Genomic DNA, 13,273 nt, shown 5'->3' on the forward strand with positions numbered 1-13,273 from the left:
CGATTATCCTGCCTTCCATGGCGTCTAATCAACTAAAGATCGCGGCAATTTATGCAGAAAGTGGCGGGAATGGCGTCTGCACGATAAAACCGGGGCGACGGACGCCCCGGCGAGATTATTGCGCCTGTACCGCAGCGGGATCCATATACATCAATTCCCAGATATGGCCGTCCAGGTCCTGAAAGCCATGGCCATACATCATGCCGTAGTCGCGTGGCTGATGATAAGTGTTGCCGCCGCCGGCGATCGCCTTGCGCACCAGTTCGTCCACCGCCGCCCGGCTGGGTTGCGACAGGCACACCAGCACCTCGGTGGCCTGTTTGGCGTCGCCGATCGGGTTCGGGGTAAACATCCTGAATTTGTCATGGGTCAGCAGCATCACGTAAATCGTGTCGCTGACCACCATGCACGCGGCGGTATCGTCGGTAAATTGCGGGTTGAAAGCGAACCCCAGGTGGGTGAAAAACGCCATCGAGGCGGGCAGATCGCGTACGGGTAGGTTAACGAAGATTTGCGTAGCCATGGGCTACCTCCGATGAAGAATGACCCCATCGAGTATAGCCCATCCGCTTAACTCAGCAGGTCGTAAGGGCCGCCCTGCTCCAATGCCCGCTGGTAGGCGGGCCGGGCATGAATGCGCTGCAGGAAGCCGCGCAGTTTCGGGCAATTGTCCAACGCGCCGCGCGCCGCCATCGCCTCCAGCGGAAAGCTCATCTGAATATCCGCCGCGCTGAAATCGTTGCCGACAAACCAGCTGCCCTTGTTCAGGTGCTGTTCGAGGTATTCGCAGTGCGGCGCGATCTGTTTGTCGAGGTATTCGCGCTGCACGCCCTTGCCGATCGCGCCGGCCACCGGCCGCAGCAGCCAGGGGATCGGCGGCTGGCCAAGGCGGCTGAACACCAGCTTCATCACCAACAGCGGCATCAGCGATCCTTCGGCGTAGTGCAGCCAATAGCGATACTGCTGGCGCGCGTGGAAGTCGGTCGGCATGAACATGCCCTGCGCGTCATAGGCTTCCTGCAAGTATTCGATGATGGCGCCGGATTCCGCCAGCGTCAGATCGCCGTCGACGATCACCGGCGATTTGCCCAGCGGATGGATCTTTTTCAGCGCCGCCGGCGCCAGCAGGGTCTGCGGATCGCGCTCGTAGCGTTGCACCTGATAGGGCACGCCCAGCTCTTCCAAAAACCACAGAATGCGCTGCGATCGCGAGTGGTTGAGATGATGAACAATGATCATGACGAAGCCCCTGTCCGCTGCCACACCAGTTCGCCAACCTGCACGCCGTTGCCGAGCTGCAAGGGCACCGTGCGCAACGTCAGCCGATCGCCGCTGAAAGCGTAAAAACGCACCTGACGGCTGCCTACCCAATTGGGGAACGAACAGCCTTCGACCTGATGCACCACCCGCTGTTCGCTTTCCTCCACCTGATAGTGGCCGAAGTAGCAAATCATATTGATGAAGGCGGCGCGGATCTCCCGCTCAGACCCCTGCGCCAAATCGTCGGCGGCGAAACGCGGCCGCACGGCGCTATACAGCTGCGCCGCCATCGTGCCGTTGGCCTCATAGTGGATGCGCCCCAACACCTGCTCGCCCAGCGGGTAATTCAGCTCGCCGTTCTGGTTTTTGAACACCGACGACACCAGCGCCCAGCTGCCGATAAACGCGTTTACCGTCATTACGCTTCTCCGGTTAAAGATCCTCTGTAAAGGGTAGTGGCGATTTTTACCGCGCGCCAGCGGGTGAAAAACAATCAGTTTATTTGACAGAGATACTCAAAACTCTCCGATTTTTTATTCACACCCGGTGCACTACTATTTAACACATCGAGAGGCAACGGGCTCTCACCTAACAAATACTCTGAGGAACACATCATGAAAAACGTCAAAATTTTTGCTACCGCTGCGCTGCTGGCTACCGCTTCTTTCGCTACCTTCGCCGCTGACCTGCCTTCCAGCCAACCCGCTGCAGACGCCCAAAAAATCGGCGTAATCTCCGTTAGCGGCGCCACCAACCTGAGCGCGCTGGAAAGCGAACTGGCCAGCAAAGCCGCCGCGTCGGGCGCCAGCTCCTACCGCATCGTCGCCGCCGGCGGCCAGAACAAACTGTACGGCACCGCAGAAATCTTCAACTGATCGTCGAACAGCCAACCGACGGAAGAAAGAAGCCCCGCAAGGGGCTTTTCTCGTTGTGGGCAGGCAAAGCTCTTTGTGAACAGTGGCCGCCGGACATTTCACCGATACTGGGAATAACGCCTTACCCTCACCCACTTTGGAGAAATAACATGACCACAGCACATCCTCTGCAAGGCAAAGTCGCATTCGTCCAAGGCGGCTCACGCGGCATCGGCGCCGCCATCGTCAAACGGTTGGCGAGTGAAGGGGCCGCGGTCGCCTTTACCTACGCCGCCTCGGCCGATCGCGCCGAAGCGGTGGCAAGCGCCGTTACCGCCGCCGGCGGCAAAGCCCTCGCCATCAGGGCCGACAGCGCCGATGCGGCGGCGCTGCAGCAGGCGGTGCGTCAGGCCGTCAGCCACTTCGGCAACCTGGATATTCTGGTGAACAACGCCGGGGTGTTTACACTGGGCGGCACCGAAGCGCTGGCGCTGGACGATCTGGATCGCATGCTAGCGGTCAACGTGCGCAGCGTGTTCGTCGCCAGCCAGGAAGCGGCGCGCCACATGAATGACGGCGGGCGCATCATCCACATCGGCAGCACCAACGCCGAGCGCGTGCCGTTCGGCGGCGCGGCGGTGTATGCGATGAGCAAATCGGCACTGATCGGCCTGACCAAAGGCATGGCGCGCGATCTCGGCCCGCGCGGCATCACCGTCAATAACGTGCAGCCCGGCCCGGTAGACACCGAGATGAACCCGGACGCCGGCGAATTCGCCGATCAACTCAAGCAGCTGATGGCGATCGGCCGCTACGGCAAAGATGAAGAGATCGCCAGCTTCGTCGCCTACCTCGCCGGCCCGCAGGCGGGTTACATCACCGGCGCCAGCCTGAGCATAGACGGCGGTTTCTCGGCGTAACGTCCAAGCCCCGTAAGGGGCTTTTTATTTATTCGCCTGTCGCGGAGTGTAAGCCTGAAGGTCGATACATACCCGTTCGCCCCCCCCCCCCGCTATACCCCACCAATACCGCTTGAAAGACAACAATCGAATCAGTTTATGTACAAAAACGGAATAGTTTATTGACGATTCTGTTATTTATTCACCTCACCGTCCCCTTTATCCTTCGCTCCATCGTGTCGTACCGGACACCCTTATTTTTCGAATTGTCGAACACAGGATAAAGATATGAAAACCATGACCACCGTTATTTCACTCGCTCTGTTTTCCATGTTGTCGTTTAACGCCGCAGCAGAAAGCGTTACCGCAACCGGTAGAACGCTGGACTCCACCGAAGCTCTCATCGCTAAAAAAGCGCAAGAGGCCGGTGCAAGCGGCTACAAAATCACCAGCGCCTACATGGGCAATTTCGTCACCATGAGTGCAGAGCTGAAAAAATAATATCAATGACGCCGCTCGCACGGCGTTATTTATTTCCGCATAAGGAAGTCATCGTCGGGTGGTTATTCGCCATGCTTTATAAAGCATTACGCTAAAACACCCGCGTACTAAAAATGAGCCTCTTTCTCTACCGGTTATTATTCGGCGGCCTGACGTCGCCTATGTCCGGACGGTTCATTTTCATTCACTCTGCACTACGTCGTTATAAGGATGAGTCACTGATGAAATCATTGTATCGCCTCTCCCTCTTGCTGCCTTTGCTTGCCACAGTGCCTGCACAGGCCGCAGAGTCCGCCGCTCAGCCGTCAGACTGGTACCCTTCTGTTTACGGTGCAAAAGACGAAATCGGCGCCGCCAACCTGCTCACGCCGGAAGGGGTACTACAGTCCGTGCAACTGGTAAAACAGGGCAAGACATTGTCATTGGCGGTTCCCGTCGATAAAGATTTCCCGGCGTTCCGCCACCGTAGCTTCCGTTTATATAATATTCAGCCTGGTCAGCAGGACGGCAAAACGCTTGGCCCAAATAAATTCACCTTTAATGATGAATTGGTGAATGCCTGGACCGGCGTCGGCACCCAGTTGAACGGTATAGGCCATATCGGCATCGACAACGTTTATTATAACGGCAATAAGGCGGCGGACTTCGTCACCGTTGATGGCGTGAAAAAATTGGGCGTGGAAAAAGTGCCGCCCATGGTCACCCGCGGCGTGGTGCTCGATATGACGGCTTATTATCATAAAGACATCGTTCCGGGCGGCACCGAATTTTCCGTTGCGGATATTCAAGCGGTGCTTAAGAAGCAGGGCATTAGCTTAAGAAAAGGCGACGTTGTTTTATTTAATACCGGTTGGCTGGAGCTGATTGGTAAGGACAATAAAAAATTCCTGGAGGTCGAACCGGGTATCGGCATGGAAGCGGCGAAGTGGCTGGCTGACCAAGGCATCGTGGCCTTTGGCGGTGATACCTGGGCCTCCGAAGTGTACCCTAACCCGAAAAATGACGAAGAGTTCCCGGTCAACCAATACCTGCTGGCCAAGCGCGGCGTCTATAACCTGGAACTGATCGACAGCCGCCCACTGGTGCGCACGAAAACCTGGGAATTCCTGTTCGTGCTGGGGCAACCGCTGTATGTCGGTTCAACGCAGGTCAACATCAACCCGGTAGCCATTTACTGATTGGCGACACCGCCGCAGAAAATCGGCAGCGAGCGCCCACAAAAAACCCCGCCTGAGCGGGGTTTTTTTAGCACTGTCGCCAGGCTTAGAACGGGATATCGTCGTCAAAATCCATTGGCGGTTCGTTGCTGCTGGCCGCCGGAGCGCTGCTCTGCGCCGGGCGAGACTGCTGCTGGCCGCCGCTGAACTGGTTGCCGCCCTGTGGCTGCTGAGGCTGGCCCCAACCGCCCTGGCCGCCGGCAGATTGACCGGCCGGTGCGCCGCCGCCCTGACGGCCGCCCAGCATCTGCATGGTACCGCCAACGTTAACCACCACTTCGGTGGTGTATTTTTCCACGCCGGCCTGATCGGTCCATTTACGCGTCTGCAGGGAGCCTTCGATGTAGACCTGAGAGCCTTTACGCAGGTATTCGCCCGCCACTTCGGCCAGTTTGCCGAACAGCACGACGCGGTGCCACTCGGTCTTCTCTTTCTGTTCGCCGGTCGCCTTGTCACGCCAGCTTTCGGAGGTCGCCAGGGTAATGTTGGCCACTGCGCCGCCGTTCGGCATGTAACGGACTTCTGGATCCTGACCCAGATTCCCGACCAGAATTACTTTGTTTACGCCTCTGCTGGCCATGAGCACTTCTCCCGATGATTGATTTCTACACAGTATAAACGCGTCAGTTTACCACGCTGAGTACGAAACCACACCCGTGTTGATAAGTGCGAATTGCATTCCAGAATTGTCTTTTCGATCGACCTTGTTGCATTCTCATACTGGATATTCATTCAGGTTTTTTTGTGTCATAATTATGCGTTTCGACCTGGCTGTGCCGGTTTTTTGCGAGATCCATCACAAAATCCCCCGCAAAAATCGCGACAGGCGCGGTGTATCATCAAGACGGGAAGTGTAAATGGACAATATCGAAGTTCGTGGTGCTCGAACCCATAATCTGAAAAACATCAACCTGATCATCCCGCGTGACAAACTGATCGTCGTCACCGGCCTGTCCGGTTCCGGCAAGTCTTCGCTGGCTTTCGATACGCTGTACGCCGAAGGGCAGCGGCGCTATGTCGAATCACTCTCCGCCTATGCGCGCCAGTTCCTGTCGCTGATGGAAAAGCCGGACGTCGACCATATTGAAGGTCTGTCGCCGGCGATCTCCATCGAGCAGAAATCCACCTCGCACAACCCGCGGTCCACGGTCGGCACCATCACCGAGATCCACGACTACCTGCGCCTGCTGTTCGCCCGTGTCGGCGAGCCACGCTGCCCGGATCACCATGTGCCGCTGGCGGCGCAAACCGTCAGCCAGATGGTCGATAACGTGCTGAGCCAGCCGGAAGGCAAGCGCCTGATGCTGCTGGCGCCAGTAGTGAAAGATCGCAAGGGCGAGCACACCAAAACGCTGGAAAACCTGGCCGCCCAGGGCTATATCCGCGCGCGCATCGACGGTGAAGTGTGCGATCTGTCCGATCCGCCGAAGCTGGAGCTGCAGAAAAAACACACCATCGAAGTGGTGGTCGATCGCTTCAAGGTGCGCGACGACATGGCGCAACGCCTGGCCGAATCGTTCGAAACTGCGCTGGAGCTGTCCGGCGGCACCGCGGTGGTGGCGGACATGGACGACGAAAAAGCGGACGAGCTGCTGTTCTCCGCCAACTTCGCCTGCCCGATCTGCGGCTACAGCATGCGCGAGCTGGAACCGCGCCTGTTTTCCTTCAACAACCCGGCCGGCGCCTGCCCGACCTGCGATGGCCTGGGCGTGCAGCAGTTCTTCGATCCGGATCGCGTGGTGCAAAACCCCGAGCTGTCGCTGGCCGGCGGCGCGATCCGCGGCTGGGATCGCCGCAACTTCTACTATTTCCAGATGCTGCGTTCACTGGCGGAGCACTATGAGTTCGACGTCGAAGCGCCGTTCAACACCCTGAGCGCCGACGTACAGAAGGCGGTGCTGAGCGGCTCTGGCAAAGAGTCGATCGAATTCAAATACATCAACGATCGCGGTGACACCACCGTGCGCCGCCATCCGTTCGAAGGCGTGCTGCACAACATGGAGCGCCGCTATAAAGAGACCGAATCCAGCGCGGTGCGCGAAGAGCTGGCGAAGTTCATCAGCAACCGCCCTTGCGCCTCGTGTCACGGCACCCGTCTGCGCGAAGAAGCGCGCAACGTGTTCGTCGAAGACACCACGCTGCCGGAAATCTCCGATCTGAGCATCGGCCATGCGATGACCTTCTTCCAGAACATGAAGCTCAGCGGCCAGCGCGCCAAGATCGCCGAGAAAGTGCTGAAAGAGATCGGCGATCGCCTGAAATTCCTGGTGAACGTCGGCCTGAACTACCTGTCGTTGTCCCGGTCGGCGGAAACGCTCTCCGGCGGTGAAGCGCAGCGTATTCGTTTGGCCAGCCAGATCGGCGCCGGCCTGGTGGGCGTGATGTACGTGCTGGATGAGCCGTCGATCGGCCTGCACCAGCGCGATAACGAGCGCCTGCTGGAAACGCTGATCCACCTGCGTAACCTCGGCAACACGGTGATCGTGGTGGAGCATGACGAAGACGCCATCCGCGCCGCCGACCACGTGATCGACATCGGCCCCGGCGCCGGCGTGCACGGCGGCCAGGTGGTGGCAGAAGGCACCGTCGACGACATCATGGCGCAGCCGGAATCGCTGACCGGCCAGTTCCTCAGCGGCAAGCGCGAGATCGCCATTCCCGCGCAGCGTGTGCCGGCCGATCCGACCAAAGTGTTGAAGCTGAGCGGCGCGCGCGGCAACAACCTGAAGGACGTGACGCTGACGCTGCCGGTCGGTCTGTTTACCTGCATCACCGGCGTGTCCGGCTCCGGCAAATCGACGCTGATCAACGATACGCTGTTCCCGATCGCCCAGCGCCAGCTTAACGGCGCCACCATCGCCGAGCCGGCGCCGTTCCGCGAAGTGACCGGCCTGGAACATTTCGACAAGGTGATCGACATCGATCAGAGCCCGATCGGCCGTACGCCACGCTCCAACCCGGCCACCTACACCGGTATCTTCACCCCGGTGCGCGAGCTGTTCGCCGGCGTGCCGGAATCGCGCAGCCGCGGTTATACGCCGGGCCGCTTCAGCTTCAACGTCAAGGGTGGGCGCTGTGAAGCCTGCCAGGGCGACGGGGTGATCAAGGTCGAAATGCACTTCCTGCCGGACATCTACGTGCCGTGCGACCAGTGCAAGGGCAAACGCTATAACCGCGAAACGCTGGAAGTGAAGTACAAGGGCAAGAGCATCCACGAAGTGCTGGAGATGACCATCGAAGAAGCGCGTGACTTCTTCGACGCAGTGCCGGCGCTGGCGCGCAAGCTGCAGACCCTGATGGATGTCGGCCTGTCCTACATCCGCCTCGGCCAGTCGGCCACCACGCTCTCCGGCGGGGAGGCGCAGCGCGTCAAGCTGGCGCGCGAGCTGTCGAAACGCGGCACCGGCCAGACGCTGTATATCCTCGACGAACCGACTACCGGCCTGCACTTCGCCGATATCCAACAGCTGTTGGCGGTGCTGCATCAGCTGCGCGATCAGGGCAATACCATCGTGGTCATCGAGCATAACCTGGACGTGATCAAGACCGCCGACTGGATCGTCGATCTGGGGCCGGAAGGCGGCAGCGGCGGCGGCGAGATCCTGGTCGCCGGCACGCCAGAAACCGTGGCCGAGTGTGAAAAATCGCACACCGCGCGCTTCCTGAAACCGCTGTTGAACAAGTAATATCGCCAACGTGCGGGCCGTCGTTCAGGCGACCCGCACGCTGACCCGTTTCATTGCAATCAAACAGAAACGGGCAAGATTTCGACATTTTCAGGCATTTCCCTCCGCACTCACCGCTTTTATCATCAATGTTCCCTCGGCGGCCGCCCTGTCTGATTCAGGCCGCATCTTACCGGCACTCCGCTGCCGGCCAAGCGTTGTCCCCCCTACATTGATAACTGGAGCGACCATGAACATTACCCATGCCTATGCCGCGCATGATGCGAAGTCTGCGCTGGTGCCTTTCGATTACCCACCGCGCGCCCTGCGCGACCACGATGTGCAAATTCAGGTGTTGTTCTGCGGTGTCTGCCATTCGGACCTGCATCAGGCTCGCAACGAATGGAGCAATACGATTTACCCGGTGGTACCAGGCCATGAAATCGTCGGGCGCGTCAGCGCCGTCGGCGGCCATGTCTCGCGTTACCGGGTCGGCGATCTGGTCGGCGTCGGTTGCATGGTGGATTCCTGCCGCAGCTGTCCGAGCTGCGATGAGGGGTTGGAACAGTATTGCGAGAACGGCTTTACCGGCACCTATAACGGCCAGGATCGTCAGACCGGTGCCGTAACCTACGGCGGCTACTCCACCAATCTGGTGGTAGATCAGGACTTCGTGCTGCGCGTGCCGGAAAACCTCGATCCGGCCGGGGTCGCGCCGCTGCTGTGCGCCGGCATCACCACCTATTCGCCGCTGCGCCAGTGGGGCGCGGGGCCAGGCAAAAAGGTCGGCATCGTCGGCCTCGGTGGGCTGGGGCACATGGGCGTCAAACTGGCGCAGGCGATGGGCGCGCACGTGGTGCTGTTCACCACCTCGCCGTCGAAAATAGAAGACGCCAAGCGCCTCGGCGCCCATGAAGTGGTGATTTCACGCAACCCGGATGAAATGGCGCAGCACGTTAATAGCTTCGACTTCATCCTCAACACGGTAGCGGCTCAGCACGATCTGAACCCGTTCCTCAACTTACTGCGCCGCGACGGCACCCTCACGCTGGTCGGCGCGCCGGAGCACGATCATCCGTCGCCGCAGGTGTTCAACCTGATCATGAAGCGCCGCCGTATCGCCGGTTCGCTGATCGGCGGCATCGCGGAAACGCAAGAGATGCTGGACTTCTGCGGCCAACACGGCATCACGTCCGATATCGAGCTGATCCCGATGCAGCAAATTAATGAGGCCTATGAGCGCATGCTGAAAAGCGACGTGAAGTACCGCTTCGTGGTGGATATCGACTCGCTGCGAGCCTGATGACAGCGGGCGCCCGGCGGCGCCCGTTTTTTTATAGCTGCTTGATGACCCTGGCCGGGTTGCCGCCCACCACGCAGTTGGCCGGCACGTCTTTGGTCACTACCGCGCCGGAGGCCACGACCGCATTATCGCCGATGGTCACGCCCGGATTGATCACCGCGCGCCCGCCGATCCACACGTTGTCGCCAATCTTGACCGGCTTGCCGAACTCCGCGCCGCCGACGCGGGTCTCGGCGTCCAGCGGATGGGTGGCGGTGTAGATATGCACGCCCGGCGCCAGCAGGCAGTTATCGCCAATATGCACCTCGCACACGTCGAGGATCACGCAGTCGAAATTGGCGTAGAAGTTCTTGCCGAGATAGATGTTATAGCCGTAGTCGCAGCGGAAGGTCGGCTCGATGGTGCCGCCCTGATAGCCGCCCAGCAGCTCGTCCAGCCATTGTTTGCGCAGCTCGCCCTCTTCCGGCGAGGAGTGGTTATAGCGATGCGTCAACTGGCGCGCGCGCCGACGTTCGCTGCGCAGCAGGTCATCACCGGCGTCGTACAGCTCCCCGGCGATCATCTTGCGCTTTTCTTCGCTGATGGCCATGTCGGCCTCCTTAATCTTATCGCGTTTCTTGAATGCCCAAGCGTAGCCGTTTTTTCCTGACGACAAAAAGGGAACGTTCCCAATTTAAAGCCGCGATCACGATTTAACACGAAAAAGCAGGAGAAAAACGGGCGGTGCCGCCGCCCGGCAATCAGGCGCGCAGTTCCTGGCGCACGTGTTCGGGCAGGCCTTCCACCACCAGCTGATAGGAGCTGTCGATCAGCGTATAAAACTGCGAGTTCGGCAGGTTGCCGTCGAGAAACACCGTATTCCAGTGCGCCTTGTTCAGGCCGTCGCAGGCGACGATCTCCGGGTGGTGCTCGCGCAGGCTTTCCGCCAGCTCCGGGCTGGACTTGATTGCCAGCGCCGGCCGCCCTTCGACCTCGCACACCATCGCGAACATCACGTCGCCCACCTTGATCTGGCTGGCCTGCCACTGGTTCTGGTCGCTCTGCTCCGCGCCCGGTTTCGCCATGCAGTACTCCAGCAATGCGCTGTTATTCATTGGGTTATTCCCCCTGTAATGTGGCCACAATACGGCGTGCTCCGCCGTGGATGCGGTGCTCCCCCAGCCAGATGCCCTGCCATGTGCCCAACATCAGCCGCCCGTGCCTGACGGGCAGCGTCAAGGAAGCGCCCAGCAGCGAGGATTTGATGTGCGCCGGCATGTCGTCCGGCCCTTCGTAGTCATGTTGATAGGGTGCGTTTTCCGGCACCTGGCGCAGGAAATGCTGCTCCATATCGGCTCGCACCGTGGGATCGCAGTTCTCGTTGAGCGTCAGCGAGGCCGAGGTATGCTGCAGCAACAGATGCAGCAGGCCGGTTTGCAGGCGGTGTAAGTGGGTTAACTGGTTGACGATCTCGTCGGTAACCAGATGAAAGCCACGCGCTTTTGCGCTGAGGATTAGCGTTTGCTGATGCCACATGAGTGAGCGCCCCTCAATCAGTATATTCTCTCTCCGGTTTGCGGCAACTTCGGCGGCGCGCCGGCAATAAAAAAGGAGCGATATCGCTATCGCTCCCCGATGAACGTCCGTTCAGACTAACAGGCGTTACTGCACCGCGGCAAACGCCTCGGCCACCTGACGCACATTGTTGTGGTTCAGGCCGGCCACGCACATGCGGCCGCTATGGATCAGATAGACGCCAAACTCTTCACGCAGGCGATCGACCTGCGCCGCGCTGAAGCCGGTGTAGCTGAACATGCCGCGCTGAGCCAGCAGGTAATCGAAGTTGCGCTGCGGCAGCGCGCTCTTCAGGGTGTCCACCAGCGCGTGACGCATCTCGAGAATGCGGGTGCGCATGCTCTCCACTTCGTCCAGCCACTGGGTTTTCAGCTGGGCGTCGTTCAGCACCTTGGCCACCAGCTGCGCGCCGAAGTTCGGCGGGCTCGAGTAGTTGCGGCGCACGGTGGCCTTCAGTTGGCCCAGCACGCGCCCGGCCGCCTCTTCGCTTTCGCACACCACCGACAGGCCGCCGACGCGCTCGCCGTACAGCGAGAAGATCTTCGAGAACGAGTTGCTCACCAGGCACGGCAGGCCGGCCGCCGCGATGGCGCGAATGGCGTAGGCGTCTTGCTCCATGCCGCCGCCGAAGCCCTGATAGGCGATATCGAGGAACGGAATGATTTCACGCTCGGCGATCACCTTGACCACCTCATCCCACTGGGCGGGGGTCAGGTCGGAACCGGTCGGGTTGTGGCAGCACGGATGCAGCAGCGCGATGCTGTGCTTCGGCAGCTGTTTCAGCGCAGCGAGCATGGCGTCGAACTTCACGCCCAGGCTTTCGCTGTCGAAATACGGATAGGTATTCACTTTGAAACCGGCGCCGCTGAAGATGGCGACGTGGTTTTCCCAGGTCGGATCGCTGACCCACACCTGCGAATCCGGGAAGTAGCTTTTCAGGAAGTCGGCGCCCACTTTCAACGCGCCGGAACCACCAACGGTCTGAATGGTGGCGATGCGCCCCTGCTGCAGCATCGGATGCTGCGCGCCGAACAGCAGCTGCTGGATGGCGGAGCGATAGGGTTGCAGCCCTTCCATCGGCAGGTATACCGAGGCGCCGTGCTCGACGCTGTTCAACTGCGCTTGCGCCGCGGCGACCGCCCGCATCTGGGGGATGATGCCCTGCGCATCGTAGTACAGGCCGATACTCAGGTTCACCTTGTGCGCGCGCGGGTCTTGTTTGAATTTTTCCATCAGCGACAGAATGGGATCGCCGGCATAGGCGTCAACGTTCTGGAACACGGGGTTTTTCTCCTGGTTTATTTATTGTGGTTTAGGCACAGCGTTACGTTCCTAATATAGACGGAAAAGCGCATTCGGTTTCAGCTTTCTCGCGTCACCGGCAACAAACCGTTTTCCTTGATGCGATTGAGCACCACCGCCGTTTTGATATGCGCCACGCTTTTGTGCGGCGACAGCGTCTGGCTGATGAATTCGCTCAGCGCCGGCAGGTCAGCCACCGCCACTTTCAGCAGGTAATCGGCGTCGCCGGTGGTCTTGTAAGCGTCAAGGATCGCGTCCACGTCCTCCAGCATCTGATGAAAGCTGTCGATTTGCTCCTGCGCGTGCGTGATCAGGCTGACTTCAATCAGCCCCACCAGCCCCAGGCCGACCGCCTCCGGCGCCAGCCGCGCGTGGTAGCCGCGGATCAGCTGCGCCTGCTCCAGGCTGATGCGCCGCCGCGAACATTGGGAGGCCGAGAGCCCCACCAGCTCGCTCAGCTCCTGATTGGTCAGACGGCCGTTGGCCTGTAACAGCGTCAGGATTTTCATATCAAAATCGTCAATGTTGTACATAGCCACCTGTAAACTGTGTTAATAAATGTTGACGTTACAGCCTACCAGTTTTTTTACCGTTGCCGACGTCACACCCTGGCGCTTGAATCGCGTACAGCAGCAACGCCCGGCGTTTTCGCCGGTAAGCGGCATAAAAAACGGCTAACTCATGCAGACAAACGACAATTAACGGCGAAGTAACGCAT

15 protein-coding genes are annotated in these 13,273 nt (G+C 59.6%); 6 read left to right on the forward strand and 9 right to left on the reverse strand.

Translation table 11 applies throughout. From position 1 onward, the window contains the following. Positions 1-115: 115 nt before the first annotated feature. The 3 genes from ACMGGW_RS20475 to ACMGGW_RS20485 are packed head-to-tail and all read right to left on the reverse strand — an operon-like array spanning position 116 to position 1,679. A complete protein-coding gene (locus ACMGGW_RS20475; protein ID WP_025304432.1) occupies positions 116-523 on the reverse strand; it encodes a VOC family protein in 408 nt (135 codons plus the stop codon). A 47-nt stretch (positions 524-570) separates the two neighbouring features. After that, positions 571-1,239, reverse strand: coding sequence for a glutathione S-transferase family protein (locus ACMGGW_RS20480; protein WP_025304433.1), 669 nt, complete (start codon positions 1,237-1,239; stop codon positions 571-573). Next, complete coding sequence (locus ACMGGW_RS20485) at positions 1,236-1,679, reverse strand: lipocalin-like domain-containing protein (RefSeq protein ID WP_127146307.1); 444 nt, start codon at positions 1,677-1,679, stop codon at positions 1,236-1,238. Before ACMGGW_RS20485 ends, ACMGGW_RS20480 begins: the two co-directional genes overlap by 4 nt. A 195-nt stretch (positions 1,680-1,874) precedes the next feature. On the opposite strand from ACMGGW_RS20485, the gene bhsA reads away from it, so the two are divergent. The 4 genes from bhsA (at position 1,875) to ACMGGW_RS20505 (ending at position 4,692) form a co-directional block, all read left to right on the forward strand. Beyond that, positions 1,875-2,135 (forward strand): multiple stress resistance protein BhsA, encoded by a 261-nt coding sequence (gene bhsA, locus ACMGGW_RS20490; protein WP_099816661.1) that lies wholly within the window; start codon positions 1,875-1,877, stop codon positions 2,133-2,135. Between the two features lie 149 nt (positions 2,136-2,284). Beyond that, the gene (locus ACMGGW_RS20495) at positions 2,285-3,034 is read left to right on the forward strand and encodes a 3-oxoacyl-ACP reductase family protein (RefSeq protein ID WP_060448018.1); all 750 of its coding nucleotides are present in this window, start codon (positions 2,285-2,287) and stop codon (positions 3,032-3,034) included. 267 nt (positions 3,035-3,301) lie between these two features. Beyond that, on the forward strand, positions 3,302-3,514 hold the full coding sequence (locus tag ACMGGW_RS20500) for a DUF1471 domain-containing protein (protein WP_004936800.1): 213 nt from the start codon (positions 3,302-3,304) through the stop codon (positions 3,512-3,514). Positions 3,515-3,627: 113 nt separating this feature from the next. Next, positions 3,628-4,692: a cyclase family protein gene (locus ACMGGW_RS20505; RefSeq protein WP_227255618.1), complete on the forward strand. Its 1,065-nt coding sequence runs from the start codon at positions 3,628-3,630 to the stop codon at positions 4,690-4,692. 85 nt (positions 4,693-4,777) lie between these two features. On the opposite strand, the gene ssb1 is transcribed toward ACMGGW_RS20505, so the two are convergent. Beyond that, positions 4,778-5,311: a single-stranded DNA-binding protein SSB1 gene (gene ssb1, locus ACMGGW_RS20510; RefSeq protein WP_197832231.1), complete on the reverse strand. Its 534-nt coding sequence runs from the start codon at positions 5,309-5,311 to the stop codon at positions 4,778-4,780. Between the two features lie 277 nt (positions 5,312-5,588). Here ssb1 and uvrA point away from each other — a divergent pair, with 277 nt between their 5' ends. Next, positions 5,589-8,417: an excinuclease ABC subunit UvrA gene (uvrA, locus tag ACMGGW_RS20515; protein WP_025304439.1), complete on the forward strand. Its 2,829-nt coding sequence runs from the start codon at positions 5,589-5,591 to the stop codon at positions 8,415-8,417. A gap of 229 nt (positions 8,418-8,646) precedes the next feature. Next, a complete protein-coding gene (locus ACMGGW_RS20520; protein WP_025304440.1) occupies positions 8,647-9,699 on the forward strand; it encodes an NAD(P)-dependent alcohol dehydrogenase in 1,053 nt (350 codons plus the stop codon). 31 nt (positions 9,700-9,730) lie between these two features. Here ACMGGW_RS20520 and maa read toward each other — a convergent pair whose 3' ends face one another. The 5 genes from maa to ACMGGW_RS20545 all read right to left on the reverse strand — a co-directional run bounded on the left by maa (position 9,731) and on the right by ACMGGW_RS20545 (position 13,088). Continuing rightward, the gene (gene maa / locus ACMGGW_RS20525) at positions 9,731-10,288 is read right to left on the reverse strand and encodes a maltose O-acetyltransferase (protein WP_025304441.1); all 558 of its coding nucleotides are present in this window, start codon (positions 10,286-10,288) and stop codon (positions 9,731-9,733) included. Positions 10,289-10,439: 151 nt separating this feature from the next. After that, positions 10,440-10,793, reverse strand: a complete 354-nt coding sequence (locus ACMGGW_RS20530; RefSeq protein WP_025304442.1) for an MmcQ/YjbR family DNA-binding protein — start codon at positions 10,791-10,793, stop codon at positions 10,440-10,442. Between the two features lie 4 nt (positions 10,794-10,797). Next, the gene (locus ACMGGW_RS20535; protein ID WP_004936779.1) at positions 10,798-11,214 is read right to left on the reverse strand and encodes a secondary thiamine-phosphate synthase enzyme YjbQ; all 417 of its coding nucleotides are present in this window, start codon (positions 11,212-11,214) and stop codon (positions 10,798-10,800) included. Between the two features lie 126 nt (positions 11,215-11,340). Continuing rightward, positions 11,341-12,534: an amino acid aminotransferase gene (locus tag ACMGGW_RS20540; protein ID WP_049195296.1), complete on the reverse strand. Its 1,194-nt coding sequence runs from the start codon at positions 12,532-12,534 to the stop codon at positions 11,341-11,343. Positions 12,535-12,614: 80 nt separating this feature from the next. After that, a complete protein-coding gene (locus tag ACMGGW_RS20545; RefSeq protein WP_025304444.1) occupies positions 12,615-13,088 on the reverse strand; it encodes an Lrp/AsnC family transcriptional regulator in 474 nt (157 codons plus the stop codon). Positions 13,089-13,273 lie beyond the last annotated feature (185 nt).

It is taken from the genome of Serratia sp. BNK-4, from assembly GCF_048685115.1.
Lineage (GTDB): Bacteria > Pseudomonadota > Gammaproteobacteria > Enterobacterales > Enterobacteriaceae > Serratia > Serratia bockelmannii.